This window comes from Enterobacter cloacae complex sp. P18RS, assembly GCF_014982105.1.
In the GTDB taxonomy this organism is placed as follows: Bacteria; Pseudomonadota; Gammaproteobacteria; order Enterobacterales; family Enterobacteriaceae; genus Enterobacter; species Enterobacter hormaechei_C.
In genome coordinates, this window is sequence record NZ_JADCKV010000017.1 from 83,128 (window position 1) to 99,090 (window position 15,963).

Annotated in this window: 16 protein-coding genes and 1 tRNA gene; 5 read left to right on the plus strand and 12 right to left on the minus strand. The window is 52.6% G+C overall.

The features are described 5' to 3' along the window. Positions 1-5: 5 nt before the first annotated feature. Positions 6-452: a hypothetical protein gene (locus tag INF61_RS13905; protein ID WP_193547856.1), complete on the minus strand. Its 447-nt coding sequence runs from the start codon at positions 450-452 to the stop codon at positions 6-8. 1,943 nt (positions 453-2,395) lie between these two features. On the opposite strand from INF61_RS13905, the gene INF61_RS13910 reads away from it, so the two are divergent. Continuing rightward, positions 2,396-3,217, plus strand: a complete 822-nt coding sequence (locus tag INF61_RS13910) for an HNH endonuclease signature motif containing protein (protein ID WP_193547857.1) — start codon at positions 2,396-2,398, stop codon at positions 3,215-3,217. 75 nt (positions 3,218-3,292) lie between these two features. Then, positions 3,293-3,502 (plus strand): hypothetical protein, encoded by a 210-nt coding sequence (locus tag INF61_RS13915; RefSeq protein WP_193547858.1) that lies wholly within the window; start codon positions 3,293-3,295, stop codon positions 3,500-3,502. 23 nt (positions 3,503-3,525) lie between these two features. Here the strand turns inward: INF61_RS13915 and INF61_RS13920 are convergent, their stop codons facing one another. From INF61_RS13920 to actS, 3 genes are all read right to left on the minus strand, one after another. Then, entirely contained in the window at positions 3,526-4,152 is a 627-nt protein-coding gene (locus INF61_RS13920) for a hypothetical protein (RefSeq protein ID WP_193547859.1), read from the minus strand. Between the two features lie 500 nt (positions 4,153-4,652). Beyond that, positions 4,653-4,726, minus strand: a tRNA-Gly gene (locus tag INF61_RS13925). A gap of 80 nt (positions 4,727-4,806) precedes the next feature. Then, positions 4,807-5,547 (minus strand): amidase activator ActS, encoded by a 741-nt coding sequence (gene actS, locus INF61_RS13930; RefSeq protein WP_022651807.1) that lies wholly within the window; start codon positions 5,545-5,547, stop codon positions 4,807-4,809. Between the two features lie 163 nt (positions 5,548-5,710). Between actS and idi the strand changes: the two genes are divergently transcribed. Then, positions 5,711-6,253, plus strand: a complete 543-nt coding sequence (gene idi, locus INF61_RS13935; protein WP_003863454.1) for an isopentenyl-diphosphate Delta-isomerase — start codon at positions 5,711-5,713, stop codon at positions 6,251-6,253. 48 nt (positions 6,254-6,301) lie between these two features. On the opposite strand, the gene lysS is transcribed toward idi, so the two are convergent. From lysS to xerD, 5 genes are all read right to left on the minus strand, one after another. Further along, positions 6,302-7,819, minus strand: a complete 1,518-nt coding sequence (lysS, locus tag INF61_RS13940) for a lysine--tRNA ligase (RefSeq protein WP_003863452.1) — start codon at positions 7,817-7,819, stop codon at positions 6,302-6,304. A 9-nt stretch (positions 7,820-7,828) separates the two neighbouring features. After that, a protein-coding gene (gene prfB, locus INF61_RS13945; protein WP_096147815.1) for a peptide chain release factor 2 occupies positions 7,829-8,927 on the minus strand; the annotation gives its coding sequence in 2 pieces (ribosomal slippage) (positions 7,829-8,851 and positions 8,853-8,927; 1,098 coding nt in all). 90 nt (positions 8,928-9,017) lie between these two features. After that, positions 9,018-10,751 carry a single-stranded-DNA-specific exonuclease RecJ gene (gene recJ / locus INF61_RS13950; protein WP_017382886.1) on the minus strand — a complete coding sequence of 578 codons (1,734 nt, stop codon included), beginning with the start codon at positions 10,749-10,751 and terminating at the stop codon, positions 9,018-9,020. Between the two features lie 5 nt (positions 10,752-10,756). Then, complete coding sequence (dsbC, locus tag INF61_RS13955; protein ID WP_023295380.1) at positions 10,757-11,470, minus strand: bifunctional protein-disulfide isomerase/oxidoreductase DsbC; 714 nt, start codon at positions 11,468-11,470, stop codon at positions 10,757-10,759. 28 nt (positions 11,471-11,498) lie between these two features. Beyond that, the gene (gene xerD / locus INF61_RS13960) at positions 11,499-12,395 is read right to left on the minus strand and encodes a site-specific tyrosine recombinase XerD (protein ID WP_003863442.1); all 897 of its coding nucleotides are present in this window, start codon (positions 12,393-12,395) and stop codon (positions 11,499-11,501) included. Between the two features lie 101 nt (positions 12,396-12,496). On the opposite strand from xerD, the gene fldB reads away from it, so the two are divergent. Then, the gene (gene fldB / locus INF61_RS13965) at positions 12,497-13,018 is read left to right on the plus strand and encodes a flavodoxin FldB (RefSeq protein WP_015571793.1); all 522 of its coding nucleotides are present in this window, start codon (positions 12,497-12,499) and stop codon (positions 13,016-13,018) included. Position 13,019: 1 nt separating this feature from the next. Here the strand turns inward: fldB and INF61_RS13970 are convergent, their stop codons facing one another. Both INF61_RS13970 and sdhE read right to left on the minus strand, forming a co-directional pair. Further along, positions 13,020-13,430: a protein YgfX gene (locus INF61_RS13970; protein ID WP_017382887.1), complete on the minus strand. Its 411-nt coding sequence runs from the start codon at positions 13,428-13,430 to the stop codon at positions 13,020-13,022. Beyond that, on the minus strand, positions 13,411-13,677 hold the full coding sequence (gene sdhE / locus INF61_RS13975; RefSeq protein ID WP_003863437.1) for an FAD assembly factor SdhE: 267 nt from the start codon (positions 13,675-13,677) through the stop codon (positions 13,411-13,413). The genes INF61_RS13970 and sdhE overlap by 20 nt, the downstream gene beginning before the upstream one ends. Positions 13,678-13,971: 294 nt before the next feature. Here sdhE and ygfZ point away from each other — a divergent pair, with 294 nt between their 5' ends. Next, positions 13,972-14,952 carry a tRNA-modifying protein YgfZ gene (gene ygfZ, locus INF61_RS13980; RefSeq protein WP_017692714.1) on the plus strand — a complete coding sequence of 327 codons (981 nt, stop codon included), beginning with the start codon at positions 13,972-13,974 and terminating at the stop codon, positions 14,950-14,952. 111 nt (positions 14,953-15,063) lie between these two features. Here the strand turns inward: ygfZ and INF61_RS13985 are convergent, their stop codons facing one another. Next, positions 15,064-15,723 (minus strand): hemolysin III family protein, encoded by a 660-nt coding sequence (locus INF61_RS13985; protein WP_003863433.1) that lies wholly within the window; start codon positions 15,721-15,723, stop codon positions 15,064-15,066. Between the last annotated feature and the right edge of the window lie 240 nt (positions 15,724-15,963).

A 15,963-nucleotide genomic window follows, 5' to 3' on the forward strand; every position in this document is an offset into this window, starting at 1 on the left:
TGTTGTTAGGCTGCGGTTGCGGTCGGGAATTCACCCGCACAGGTGTAACCGTAGGATTCCAGACGTTCCACACCATCAGTGGCGATCAAGAGTAGGATCACCTGCTCCGGTGTCAGGTCCAGATTGAGTTTTTCACGATATAGAGTGCGGTAACCCTGGAGTACTGGTGCCAGGATTTCAGTCAGGCTGTAACCCTCGGCGTATTTCTCGCTTAGCGGCTTAAGCACAGTTTTAAACGCTCGCGCCTGCTTCGCCTTCTTCCGTTCCTGTTTCAGAATTTGCAAGCAGACGGCGATCTGTGGGAAGCGAGCATGAACAGCATCCGCGCCACCGTTCCTACTAATGAAGGCCCATAACGCGGACTTGGTGTATTTGCCGTTCAGGATGAGATCAGCGATCTGCTCGCCTGTCATAGTGGTCAGGTCGAGACGTTGGGATTTCGGTTTATTCATTGGGTTCTCCGTTTTTGTTAAAATTATTAGCGGAGGTCTTTTTGTACCAATTTTGTATTGCCGTGAGATTGACAAGGGATGTCGTGATGACGGCAGAATTATTCGAGGATTCGTAGGAAAATCATTACCCTACCTATCTATTATATCAGTTTTCACTTCAAAAAGAAAGCTTTATTTTAGCAAACTTTATAATACCTCATCATCAACTTATCAATTCCCGAAGTCTTTGTCAATAGGGCTAAATCGCTCTGTAACGAGTTCTGCGGGACTTGTCACCATAGGAGTACATACTCATCACCACCACCATTTAAACGCCGTAGAGAGGCGTTGAGGAGGTCAGTTAGTTAATCCGCGCCGCCCCGGAGTGAACCGGACAGATGCAAAGCAGTCCTCTACGCCGTGCTCCGATCCACATAAGGCGAACAAGTTCGCAGCTTCCACACAGAGTGAGAGCGTAGCTCTCTGGCGTAGCCTGTCAGGTTACCCGAGTCACAGAGCGTAGCGATGCAGAAGCATCACTCTTTAACACCCAACAATTGAACGCAGGTTCAATCTATCTTCTGGTTTTCTTCTTTATTTTATTAATGTACTAACTTTGTACATAGGTCTTTTAGGTTTTAAAGACCTTGTTTTGATTTTAATTTATATGATTAGTGTACAAATTTTGCTAAAAGCCATGTACAAACTTTGCTAAAGGATCTACCCGAGACACTATGCTATCCCTACTCGAAAATCGTGCAGGTATCACCGGGTGAGAATTTTCCAAGTCATCCACGCGACGAACGCACCGATGAAAACTTCTGGTTTGATATGTCCGCGTCATGCTTCAATGGCACAACCAACGGCAACACCTGAGGCGGTCCAGACACCTGATCCGCTCCGAGAATTGATCATCTCCCTCCCCCGCTTTCATCTGAAAGTACCGACCATTCTCCGCGCTGGCTGAAGATTGGCAACCCTATACTGGTTTTCTGTGAAAATTTGGTGGATGATCTTTAACATAGGCTATCCTGCGAACAAAATAGATTAAATGCACCTCAAATAGCCTATAATCCGTAGTTAATCATGCTGAAGTGGTCGCTAAGCGTACAAAACACAAGTCTGTACCTATGAGCGTTATGGTGTGGTGAATGCAGCGAAGCCAGTAATGGTGCGGCCTAGGCAGATCTGTCATCTGTGGCGCAGCTAAACACAATCACCGATCCGCTCTCCAGACCGAAAAATAATAATTTCTCGTGCAAAATCAATGAAAAATCGTCCATTCCTGGGCCTGTGAGAGCCTCTCAGCGGGGTGCTGTGATATGGGTGATTCAGTCACGATTGTGTGAAGATAACGCCGCTACGGGCTTCTGGTGAAGCGTAGAAGGGATTGGTGGGTGGGCTGTTTACATTGTTGTGGGAAATGGTACGAAACAGTGGCGGCCTGGCTCGGTGAATATCGCCAGGTGATGATAGTCCTTCACCCCGTTGTGGTAACGTCGCCGTTGTAGCCCTGTTTCTGCTGGCGAATAGAAAGATGTGCTTTTATGGAATTTGATGCACTGGCGACTTCAAAGGCCTGAAACCTGAAATTATGTGGTGACCAGCCAAACTCATCCAAAATCCTTGAACAAGAGAACTCCCCTCACATCCTCCCGAATGCTTTCCTTCTGTTGATGAAATCGCTGTTGTGTACCCCGCTTCGCATCAACGCTCCGAAAAGCAATACCTGACTATTTTAGTCAAGTACGCGTAAGGACCATTATGTTAAATAGAGCATAAGATGAACAGCAAAAGGCCCTGCTGTGTCAAGTTTTCCCTGAGATGATGCTCAACGGGGTAGCGTGGTGTAGTACGACGCTGTGTGTGGCGGCCCTATGATATTTAGGGAAAAAAATAACTTTTTGGATCACCTTATACTTTTTCAGCTTGGCACATTTCCAACATTCTCATAATGATGTAATGTGCCATCATTGCTCATTTCTTTAGCTGAATTAGACATGACCAAAAAAAGAACACCAATATCATCGGATTTGTCAGCACAAATCTTATTCGCATCTGATAGAACATGTTGTGTCTGTAACATCAGGGGTAAAAGGGTACAAATTCATCATATCGATGAAGACCCAAGCAACAATGCCTTCGAGAATCTAAGTGTGCTCTGTTTCGATTGCCATGACGAAACACAAATAAGAGGAGGTTTTGGGAAACATTTGACAGCATCGGTAGTTAAAAAATATCGTGATGACTGGTTAGTACGGGTTAAGCAACGTCGAGAAAAAGCTGATAGTTTTGCCATAAGTAAGGTAATTGGCGAGAGTTTTACTGAGGAACCTCCAATGCTTATTTCCCCTTCCGATAATGACCTCTACGCATATTTGGACTCACTTCCAGCAATTCGCCGTGAACTATTGTCCCAGGCTCAGCCAGATTGGGACACTGGGATTACCGCTGTGATGAATCAAGCAAATTATGACTATATCGATGGTTTACAAGGGATCCTTGTAGGATTAGCGAAATTCTACTCCCCAAACGCATTCGACAATCAAGAACCTCATGAGTTTTTCTCAGAGATAATTTCTAACCGCTATCGTTGGCATCGTGCGCAGCTTGAACCAGATGGACCAGGGACAGGTGGAACGATTATTACTACCTTGCTTGGTGGTTCAGTCTCTGCTGACGTAGAAAAAATGATAGAAGAAATGGTGTCATCATTAATCGGCTATAACGATGATTATAGCCTAAAGCACTGGTTAAGGCTTTGGAATAACTCATCTCAGAGTTAATTAATTTTGAACCATGTCATTAAATTAGATTGAACAAATTAGGTTTAGGTGCAATCCACGAGGGGGATTGTGAAAATGAAGAAGATTTTACTATGTGTTGTGGCCCTGCTGCCGCTATCGGCTCATGCAGGAAAAATCACCATGAGCAACCCTGACAAACAAGAGTTAAAGGGCGGGAAACTGCTATGTATTTACGAAAACAGCATTTATCTGTTTACGCTGGTGACTCGCTCGCAATCCTGCCCGTACTCGAAGACGTTCCAGACTGAAGACAACGAAAAATAAAAAGTAAGGGTAGTCCCCTATAATTAGGGGGATTTTTTGCCTTGTTTATGGTAATAATCTTTCCAGAATTTCATCGGTGATTCTGCGCAATAATCGGACAACTCTTTGTAATCAGACTTAAACTGAGGGAGATTTTTAGCCAATGTTATTTGCTTAGGTAATGCACCTGTACCATCACCAATAACTTTAAACGTCATTGCACCACGCTTTCTATCCTCGTTAATTAATTCCAATGCTGCAACAGTTTGCATTCTGCCTTCATGCAACTGCTTCAAATAAAACTTCCGGTTAAAGAAGAAATCACGGAATGTTGGTGCGTCGGCTTCAAGCCTGATATCCCATGTAAGCGGTAGAGCGTCACAGATTTTTTCACTCATCAATTCACCGCTCGCGCTTCCGTCCTCAGATGCCTCCATACTCAAAGTCATTTTTGGTTGTGAAGGATCTAATCCTAATTCCCCACTGTCCGCTAAGTATTCAGCATTTGTAGACCATTGACCTGTTAAAAATTCGCTATCGTAAATATATGTCTTCTTCAATTCCTTATATGACGAAGGAATTTTCACTAGGCTATCTAAAGCGCCGCTGAAACTGGTCAGAAACCCCGCAATGTAGATCAGCGCGTATTTACCCCATTCAAGCTTTTTCATAGACACTCTGTATGAGAAATTTTTAAAGATTTTACGCAACCATATGATTTTATACAATAGAATCCATAAAGCCCCGTTAGTGGTAAGGAGATAAACGGAGCGTAGCGACATCATCAGATTGTCAGAGGGATCACACCTTATCAGGATGCTCGTGTACCTTTCGGAGCGTGAGCGAAGCGCTGGCAGAGCCTGCATGTCGTGTGCAGGTACGTTTACCACTTTTCACCTGTTTACGTGGTTCATACGGCCACACATCGGGCTTAAATGCGTGTGATCAATCTGTTTCGGGAGATATGCCGGGTATGCGGCTTTTTGTTCGTTGTTGTACTGTCGCGGTAAGAACTTGGAACCACCGCCAGCGTGATGATATGCTCCCTTGTACCACAGACCAATCACGCGACAGGTGCGGGCGTAGAACAATGGGTAGTTTAAGTTGTACCTGCTAAAGCGGGGCAACGTAACTAACTGATAAATCATAACTTGTTGATTTATCAGGAGATTGGAGCGGGCGAAGGGAATCGAACCCTCGTATAGAGCTTGGGAAGCTCTCGTTCTACCATTGAACTACGCCCGCTTTGAGGTGCGTAAGGCATTATAGACCTTACGCCTCTTCATACAAGCCTTTACCCCACTAAGTGGCGATTAAATAATCACTTAGCACTTCGGCTTACTGCCCTGCGCCGGAAGATAACGCTGCGGATCGATGGCCGTGGCCTTATAGCGGATCTGGAAGTGCAGCTTGACCGTATCCGTCCCGGTACTGCCCATGGTCGCAATCTTCTGCCCCGCCTTCACGTTCTGCCCGTTATTGACCAACATCGTGTCGTTATGCGCATACGCCGTAATGTAGTCCTCACCATGCTTAATCATGATCAGGTTACCGTATCCACGAAGCTGGTTACCGACATAGACCACCTTCCCGGCCCCTGAAGCGTAAACCGGTGTGCCGCGTGCGGCAGCGATATCAATACCTTTATTGCCACCTTCCGAGAGCGAGTACGGCGCAACCACTTTTCCGCTTGCAGGCCAGATCCAGCAGCGCTGACCGACCGGCGGCCAGGATGATTTAGGCACCTGATAGGATGGCGTGACTTTGGCTGTTTTACGCGTTGAGGACTTTTTCCCTGAGGAGGAACCGCCGTTAACCTTGAGCTTCTGCCCTACCTCAATAGTATACGGTGGAGAAATATTATTCAGGCGCGCCAGCTCCTTCACGCTGGTTCCCGTGGCGCGTGAGATGCGGTAGAGCGTGTCCCCGCGCTTAACGGTATAGACTGCACCGGAATAACTGCCCATATCCGAAGATTTACTCCCCGAGCATCCTGCTACAAGTAGCGTCAGCGTCAGGCAGAAAACGGCAATGATCGGGTTTCTCGTCAGGCTTCCTGCAAACAAAACAGCTCCTCGGTCAGCGTGAATGGCGCACTATGATAGCAGCCCAAACTGATGCGGGTCATGCCCTTTTCCGCTCTGTGGGCCAAACCGTTCGCATAAGAATGCAGTATAATAATTCCGCTGATGGTGCTGAACCATTAAGCATTTTGGCACTGGAGCATCAATGAGTATTCAAGAACACGTTATTTTGGTAAATGACCAGGGAAAAGTGATTGGCACTCAGGAGAAGTACGCCGCTCACACGTCACACACCCCGCTACACCTGGCCTTCTCTTCATGGCTGTTTAACGCTAACGGAGAATGTCTGATCACCCGTCGCGCCTTAAGTAAAAAAGCCTGGCCCGGCGTATGGACCAACTCCGTTTGCGGTCATCCACAGGCCGACGAAGCGACAGAGCAAGCGATTATCCGCCGCTGCCGCTTTGAAGTCGGCGCCGAAATCACAGACATCACCCCCATTGCCCCGGAGTTCCGCTACCGTGAAGCCGACCCGTCAGGGATCGTTGAAAACGAAATCTGCCCGGTCTATGCCGCCCGCGTAACGAATACCCTCGCAATCAATGACGATGAAGTGATGGAGTATCAGTGGGTGGAGCTGGACGCGCTATTCCGCGCGCTGGACGCCACACCGTGGGCATTTAGCCCGTGGATGGTGCAGGAAGCGAACACCGCGCGTGAAAAACTCAGCGCCTTCGCGGCGCAATAAAAAAGCCCCGGCGATAAACGCACGGGGCTTTTTTTACGTCTTAACGGCTTATTTCACCGGACGCATCGCCGGGAACAGGATCACGTCGCGGATGGTGTGGCTGTTGGTGAACAGCATCACCATACGGTCGATACCAATACCCAGGCCAGCCGTCGGCGGCAGGCCGTGCTCCAGCGCGGTCACGTAGTCTTCGTCGAAGAACATCGCTTCGTCGTCGCCTGCCGCTTTCGCGTTAACCTGATCCTGGAAGCGCTGCGCCTGATCTTCTGCATCGTTCAGCTCGCTAAAGCCGTTACCGATTTCGCGGCCACCGATGAAGAATTCGAAGCGGTCAGTGATTTCCGGGTTCTCGTCATTACGACGCGCCAGGGGAGACACCTCCGCCGGGTATTCGGTGATGAAGGTCGGCTGAATCAGGTGCGCTTCGGCCACTTCTTCGAAGATCTCGGTCACGATACGACCCAGGCCCCAGCTCTTCTCAACCTTGATACCGATGCTTTCAGCGATCGCTTTCGCAGAGTCGAAGTTATCCAGATCCGCCATGTTGGTTTCCGGACGGTATTTCTTGATCGCTTCGCGCATGGTCAGTTTTTCGAACGGCTTGCCGAAGTCGAACACCTCTTCACCGTAAGGCACCTGGGTGGTGCCCAGAATGTCCTGCGCCAGTGTGCGGAACAGAGATTCGGTCAGCTCGATCAGATCTTTGTAATCCGCATACGCCATATAGAGTTCCATCATGGTGAACTCTGGGTTATGACGTACGGAGATACCTTCGTTACGGAAGTTACGGTTGATCTCAAACACGCGGTCGAAACCGCCAACCACCAGACGCTTCAGGTACAGTTCCGGCGCGATACGCAGGTACATGTCCAGGTCCAGGGCGTTGTGATGGGTGATGAACGGACGGGCAGAGGCACCGCCTGGGATCACCTGCATCATCGGGGTTTCTACTTCCATAAAGTCGCGGTTAACCATGAACTGGCGAATACCGGCCATGATCTGGGAGCGAATTTTGAAGGTCTTACGGGATTCATCGTTAGAGATGAGATCCAGGTAACGCTGACGATAGCGCGCTTCCTGATCCTGCAAACCGTGGAACTTGTCCGGCAGCGGGCGCAGGGCTTTGGTCAGCAGACGCAGTTCGGTGCAGTGGATAGACAGTTCACCGGTCTTGGTTTTGAACAGTTTACCTTTCGCGCCCAGGATATCGCCGAGGTCCCACTTTTTGAACTGCTCGTTGTAGATGCCTTCCGGCAGGTCGTCACGAGAGACGTATAGCTGAATGCGGCCGCCAACGTCCTGTAAGGTCACGAAGGACGCTTTGCCCATGATACGACGGGTCATCATGCGGCCCGCCACGGACACTTCAACGTTCAGCGCTTCCAGCTCTTCGTTCTCTTTACCGTCGAAGTCTGCGTGCAGTTGGTCTGAGGTGTGGTCACGACGAAAATCGTTCGGGAAAGGCACGCCCTGCTCGCGCAGCGCTGCCAGCTTCTCGCGGCGGGTTTTCAGTTCGTTGTTAAGATCGACTACCGCGTCAGCGCCCTGTGCTTGTTGTTCAGACATGTTGGTTCCTCATAACCCTGCTTTCAAACTTGCTTCAATAAATTGGTCCAGGCTGCCGTCCAGCACCGCCTGCGTGTTGCGGGTTTCAACCCCGGTACGCAGGTCTTTGATGCGGGAGTCATCAAGGACGTAAGAACGGATCTGGCTGCCCCAGCCGATATCGGACTTGTTGTCTTCCATCGCCTGCTTCTCAGCATTTTTCTTCTGCATCTCCAGCTCATAAAGCTTCGCTTTCATCTGCTTCATGGCCTGGTCTTTGTTCTTATGCTGGGAACGGTCGTTCTGGCACTGTGTTACCAGCCCGGTTGGAATGTGGGTAATACGCACCGCAGATTCCGTACGGTTAACGTGCTGACCACCCGCGCCGGATGCGCGGTAAACGTCGATACGCAGGTCCGCCGGGTTGATGTCGATATCGATATCTTCATCGACTTCCGGGTAGACAAACGCGGAGCTGAAGGAGGTGTGACGACGGCCGCCGGAATCGAACGGGCTCTTACGCACCAGGCGGTGAACGCCGGTCTCGGTACGCAGCCAGCCGTAAGCGTAATCGCCAATAATCTTGATGGTGACGGATTTGATACCCGCCACTTCACCTTCGGACTCTTCGATAATCTCGGTTTTGAAACCGCGCGCTTCCGCCCAGCGCAGGTACATGCGCATCAGCATGCTCGCCCAGTCCTGCGCTTCGGTACCGCCAGAACCTGCCTGAATATCGAGATAGCAGTCAGCGCTATCGTATTCGCCGGAGAACATGCGACGGAATTCCAGCTGCGCCAGCTTCTCTTCCAGCACGTCGAGCTCTGCCACGGCTTCGTTAAAGGTTTCTTCGTCGTCGGCTTCGACAGCCAGCTCCAGCAGCCCAGAAACATCTTCCAGACCCTGCGCCATTTGATCCAGCGTATCTACGATGGCTTCGAGGGAGGAACGCTCTTTACCCAGCGCCTGAGCGCGCTCAGGTTCGTTCCAGACGTCCGGCTGTTCCAGCTCGGCGTTTACTTCTTCGAGACGCTCTTTCTTGGCATCGTAGTCAAAGATACCCCCTAAGAACGTCAGAGCGCTCCGTGAGGTCCTGAATGCGGTTTTTTACCGGATTAATTTCAAACATGGTCTGTTTTCTTTTATGAGCTTGTCAAAATGCGGTGATAAGAGCGGGATTGTACCGAATCCACGCCCTTTTTTATAGAGATTACTGACGCTAAATTGGCCAGATATTGTCGATGATGATCTGAAGGGAGCGGTTACCGCGGAACTCGTTAATATCCAGCTTATAGGCCAGCTCAACCTCGCGCACGCCGTTGTCCGGCCAGATGGAGGTATCAACGTTAAAGGCGATGCCGTCGAGCAGCGGTCCGCCGCCGACCGGTTCCACCATCACTTTGAGATGGCGTTCGCCCACGATGCGCTGTTGCAGCAAACGAAAACGTCCGTCGAAAAGCGGCTCCGGGAACATCTGCCCCCACGGGCCGGCATCGCGCAGCATCTGCGCCACCTCCATGGTCATTTCAGCCGGTGAAAGCTCACCGTCAGAAACCACTTCACCCTGCAACAGAGCCGGATCGATCCACTCGGTGACCAGTTCGCCAAACAGACGCTGGAATTCGTCGAACTTCGCCTCTTCCAGCGACAGGCCTGCCGCCATCGCGTGACCGCCGAACTTAATCATCAGGTTCGGATGCAGCGTATCCAGACGCTCCAGCGCATCGCGCATATGCAGACCCTGAATGGAACGACCGGAGCCTTTCAGCGTGCCGTCCCCGGCGGGGGCGAACGCGATCACCGGGCGGTGGAAACGCTCTTTAATGCGCGACGCCAGAATGCCCACCACGCCCTGGTGCCATTCGGGGTGATACATCGCCAGCCCGCCCGGCAGGGTATCGCCGCTGCGCTCCAGCTTTTCGCACAGGGTCAGCGCTTCGGCCTGCATGCCCTGCTCAATCTCTTTACGGGTCTGGTTGAGTGCGTCCAGCTCACTGGCCAGCACGCGCGCTTCGCCGATGTTGTCGCACAGCAGCAGCGCAACGCCAACCGACATATCATCCAGCCGCCCCGCCGCGTTCAGGCGCGGGCCGAGGGCAAAGCCTAAATCGCTTGCCGCAAGCTTCAGCGGATCGCGGTTGGCAATTTCCAGCAGCGCCTTAATCCCCGGACGGCATTTACCTGCCCGAATGCGGCTTAAGCCCTGCCAGGTGAGAATACGGTTATTGGTATCGAGCGGCACCACGTCCGCCACGGTTCCCAGCGCCACCAGATCGAGATACTCCGCGAGGTTCGGCACGGCAATCCCGCGCGATTCGAACCAGCCCTTATCTCGCAGCAACGTGCGTAACGCCAGCATCAGATAAAACGCCACCCCTACTCCGGCCAGCGATTTCGACGGGAAATCGCAGTCGCGCAGGTTCGGGTTAATGATGGCTTCGGCGGCAGGCAGAGTTTCGCCTGGCAGGTGGTGATCGGTGACCAGTACCGGGATCCCCAGCGCATGGGCATGATCGACCCCCGCATGAGAAGAGATCCCGTTATCCACGGTCATGATCATCTGTGCGCCACGGGCGTGGGCCTGATCGACCACTTCCGGGCTGAGGCCGTAGCCGTCTTCAAACCGGTTCGGCACCAGGTAAGTCACATTATCGCAGCCCAGCGCACGCAGGCTGAGCACGCTCAGCGCGGTACTGGTTGCGCCGTCGGCATCGAAATCGCCCACCACGACAATCCGCGTGCCTTCCCGGAACGCGTCGTAGAGCATTTCAGTCGCTTTTTCGATGCCACTCAGCGCTTGCCAGGGCAGCATGCCTTTGACGCTGCGCTCAAGATCGCTTGCCGTACGCACGCCACGGCTGGCGTACAGCCGCTTTAACAGCAGCGGAAGCGTGTCTGGTAAATCCGCGGTTTCACCCGCATCGCGGCGGCGCAGTTTTATCGGGGCTTTCACGCGAATTATTTACCACCCATCTGTTTCTGGTGCTCGTCGAGGAACGCCTTCATCTCTTTTGGCCCCTGGTAGCCCGGCACCACGTAGCCGTTACTCAGCACAATGGCTGGCGTACCGCTCACGCCAAACTGTACGCCCAGCGCGTAGTGGTTAGCGATGTCGATATCGCAGGACGCGGGCTTCACGCCTTTGCCGTTCATCGCGTCATCAAAGGCCTTGTTGCGGTCTTTCGCACACCAGATCGCTTTCATATCCTGCTCAGGCTGGCTCTGCACGCCGGCGCGTGGGAAAGCCAGGTAACGCACGGTAATGCCCAGCGCGTTGTAGTCTTTCATCTCTTCATGCAGCTTGTGGCAGTAGCCGCAGGTGATGTCGGTGAAGACGGTAATAACGTGCTTTTCCTGCGCCGCTTTGTAGACAATCATCTCTTTTTCGAGCGCGTTCAGGTTTTTCATCAGCAGCTGGTTAGTGACGTTCACCGGCTGCGCGCCGCTCACGTCGTACATAGGCCCCTGAATGATGTGCTTGCCGTCTTCGGTCACGTACAGCACGCCGCTGTTGGTCAGCACCGTTTTCATGCCAGCCACCGGCGCTGGCTGGATCTCGCTGCTGGCGACGCCGAGTTTCGTCAGAGACTGTTTAATGGCGGCATCGTCCGCATGGGCAATACCGGAAATCGAAGCTGCCAGCAGGGTGAGCAGCGCTAAAGACTTTTTCATATTTGTTCCTGTAACAATTCGTCGGCACTCACGCGCGAGGGTGGTGCTGTTGGTGTAGCTGCCGCAGGCGTTCCGTCGCGACATGGGTGTATATTTGCGTCGTTGAAAGATCGCTGTGTCCAAGCAACATCTGCACCACGCGTAAATCAGCGCCGTGGTTTAACAGATGAGTCGCGAAGGCGTGACGCAAAACGTGCGGCGACAGCTTCTCACTGTCAATACCCGCCAGTGTGGCGTAATGTTTAATGCGATGCCAGAACGTTTGTCGCGTCATCTGCTGCGCGCGCTGGCTCGGGAACAATACATCTATGGAGACGCCGTTCAGCAGCCACGGACGCCCGTGTTCCAGATACGTCTCCAGCCAGTAGACCGCCTCTTCACCCAGCGGCACCAGCCGTTCTTTGTTCCCTTTACCGATAACGCGCACCACGCCCTGACGCAGGCTGATATCGCTCATCGTCAGGCCCACCAGCTCGGAAACGCGCAAGCCCGTGGCATACAATAGTTCAAGCATGGCTTTATCGCGTAACTCCAGCGGAAGGTCAACTGCGGGCGACTGTAATAATCTCTCAACTTGTGCTTCGCTGAGATCTTTTGGCAGCCGCTGAGGCAGTTTAGGCGATGCCAGCAGTGCGCTGGGGTCATCCGCGCGGATCTTCTCGCGGTACAGGTGCTGGAACAGGCGGCGCATGGCGCTCAGCAGACGTGCAGAGCTGGTGGCTTTGTACCCCCCTTCCATCCGCTCAGCCAGTAACCCTTGCAGGTCATCGCTTTGCGCGCTTTCAAGCGTCAGCCCACGATGTGCCAGCCACTCGACCAGCAGCGTGAGATCCCGACGATAGGCGCTGAGCGTATTTTCAGCGAGGTTTTTCTCCAGCCACAGCGCGTCGAGAAACTGTTCGATGAGTGCGAGATCCTTTTCCACATCAGCCCCTTTGGTTCTGCAATCTGGCCATTATGCCTGAATGCCATCGGTTTCTGGTACACTACGCGCAAAGTCATAGCAAGAATTGAGATAGTTACGCGATGAATATTGGTCTGTTCTATGGTTCCAGCACCTGCTACACCGAAATGGCGGCGGAGAAAATTCGTGACATCATTGGCCCGGAACTGGTGACGCTGCATAACCTGAAAGATGACGCGGTTGCCTTGATGGAGCAGTACGATGTGCTGATTCTGGGTATCCCTACCTGGGACTTTGGTGAGATTCAGGAAGACTGGGAAGCCATCTGGGATCAGCTCGATTCAGTCAATTTTGAAGGCAAAATCATTGCGATGTACGGCATGGGCGACCAGTTGGGCTACGGGGAGTGGTTCCTTGACGCACTCGGCATGCTGCACGACAAACTGGCGCCAAAGGGCGCGACCTTTATCGGCTACTGGCCTACGGAAGGCTATGAGTTCACCAGTCAAAAACCGATTATTGCCGACGGTCAGCTGTTTGTCGGGCTCGCGCTGGATGAAACCAACCAGTACGATCTTAGCGACGAGCGCCTCCAGAGCTGGTGCGAGCAGATTCTGGGTGAGATGGCCGAGCAGTTCAGCTGATTTACTCCTGCGTCGGCTGTTGCACGATCAACCGGCGCAGATCTCGCCACTCCGCAGGATCCATACTGTCTGCGGCCAGCCACAGGTGCTGGCGACGGTTATCCTCGACCCGACGCAGCCGTAGCATCATCCCGGTATTAAGCATCCACGGCGTCCCCATCATCTCCCACTCTTTTCCCTGCCAGCGCAGGCGAGAATCCATCAGCAGCTTAATTTCACCCTGACGGGCGTTGATTCGACGCTGGCTGCGCACGCTGTCAAACACCACAAACGACAGCAATAGCAACCACAGAGGGGTATAGCTAAGCGGCCACGGCACCAATAACACCAGTGCCGCCACCAGCCCGTGGAGCAGTAAGGACATCCACTGTGAGCGCCACGAGACGCGAAGATCAGATTGCCACAGGACCACGTTCCTGATTCCGTGTTTGAATTAATTGCACCATCCGTTGCAACTCGGTGTCGGCGGGCTTGCCGTGATTCATCAGCCAGTTGAATAAATCCGGATCGTCAGACTCAAGCAGACGGACAAACAGGCGCTTATCGTCATCGCTTAAGCTGTCGTACTCATACTCGAAGAAAGGCATGATGGAGATATCAAGTTCACGCATGCCGCGACGGCACGCCCAGTGAATACGGGCCTTGTTGTTAATATCCATGTTCTGTTTCCTGCATTACGTTTGGCACAGTCGGTATCCCGTTTGGTATTCATTATTGCTCTCCGGGAACACCTGCTAGTGTAACGTGTTTTTGACCGTTTCTTTACTGGAATATTGCGAACCTCGAGCAGGCTCCCTGAATAATCCTTATAAAGACAGCGGATTACACTATTTTGCGTAGCGCCACGCATAACCGCGTAATGGCACGAATGGCCTGCTGAAAGCGCTTGCATTGAATACAGTCTCTTTTACCATTAGGTATTATCAAAGCGTTAAGCAATTCAGGACATCACTATGGCATTTACACCATTTTCTCCTCGCCAGCCCGCCGCCTCTGCGCGTCTGCCGCTGACGCTGATTACTCTTGATGACTGGGCACTGGCGACACTGACTGGTGCGGACAGTGAAAAATACCTGCAAGGCCAGGTCACGGCGGACGTGGCGCAGTTGACTGAGCACCAGCATCTGCTGGCCGCGCATTGCGATCCAAAAGGCAAAATGTGGAGCAACCTGCGTCTGTTCCGCCGTCAGGACGGATTCGCCTTTATTGAGCGCCGCAGCCTGCGTGACGCCCAGCTTAAAGAGCTGAAAAAATACGCGGTCTTTTCTAAAGTCACCATCGCCCCGGACGATGAACACGTTCTGCTGGGGGTCGCGGGTTTCCAGGCGCGTGCAGCGCTGAAAAACCTGTTTGCCGAGCTGCCGGATGCTAAAAAACAGCTGGTCAGCGAGGGAGCGACCTCCATTCTGTGGTTCGAACACCCGGCGGAGCGCTTCCTGCTGGTAACCGACGAAGCAACGGCGGAACGCGTCACTGATGCCCTGCGCGGTGAAGCACAGCTCAACAACAGCCAGCAGTGGCTGGCGCTGAACATCGAAGCGGGCCTGCCGGTGATTGACGCGGCAAACAGCGCGCAGTTTATCCCGCAGGCGACAAACATCCAGGCGCTGGGCGGTATCAGCTTTAAGAAGGGCTGCTACACCGGTCAGGAAATGGTGGCGCGTGCGAAATTCCGCGGCGCGAACAAACGCGCCCTGTGGACGCTGGCTGGTCACGCCAGCCGTGTGCCGGAAGCGGGTGAAGATCTTGAGATGAAGATGGGCGAAAACTGGCGCCGTACCGGCACCGTGTTAGCCGCCGTCCAGCTCGATGATGGCCGCCTGCTGGTGCAGGTTGTCATGAATAATGATATGGAGCCCGACAGCGTGTTCCGCGTGCGGGATGATGCAAACACGCTCAGCATTGAGCCGCTGCCGTATTCTCTGGAAGATTGATGCTGTATCGCCCGGTGGCGCTGCGCTTACCGGGCCTACGGTGTTGATATTCTCCCTCTCCCTGTGGGAGAGGGTCGGGGTGAGGGCATCAGACCGCACCTTACAAAAAAACTACACCTGCCCAACATACAGATAAATTGCCAGGAAGTGGCACACGCTGCCGCCCAGCACAAAGCCGTGCCAGATGGCATGGTTGTACGGAATACGCTTGCAGACGTAGAAAATCACGCCCAGCGAGTAGACCACCCCGCCCACCGCCAGAAGCGTCACGCCCCCCACCGCCAGCTTAATAGCTAACTGATACACCACAATCAGCGACAGCCAGCCCATTGTCAGATAGGTAACCAGCGACAACACTTTAAACCGGTGCGCAATAGTCAGCTTAAACAGGATCCCCAGCAGCGCCAGGCTCCAGATCACAATCATCAGACCACGCGACAGCGGTGAGTTGAGCCCCACCAGCAAAAACGGCGTATAGGTACCCGCAATAAGAAGATAGATAGCGCAGTGGTCAAATTTCTTGAGCCATATCTTCGCCCGTTGATGCGGAATAGCGTGATACAGCGTTGAGGCCAGGAAAAGCAGGATCATACTCCCGCCATACAGACTGTAGCTGGTAATGGCCATCGCGCTGGCGTTGGTATCCACTGCCTGTACCAGCAATAACACTAAGCCGACAATCCCAAAAACCAGGCCAATGCCGTGGCTTATACTGTTGGCTACTTCCTCAGCCAGCGAATATCCCTGTGCGATTAATGGTCTGCTCACCATACTTAACTCCGGGAAAACAAAAGATGATTATTCATCGCCAGTCCATGCTAACTGAGAATGATTCCAGTGAACACCTGTTAGCTAAAATAAATCCACATTCAAGATTTATCCTTATAAATCAGCATAATATAAAAACAATCCACCGCACAGGTGTAAATGATTTCATTAACATCTAAGTAATCAAGGAGATAAATCCGTCTCCCGTCCTTCGTCATCATGGTATGCTTCAGGAATAGTGTC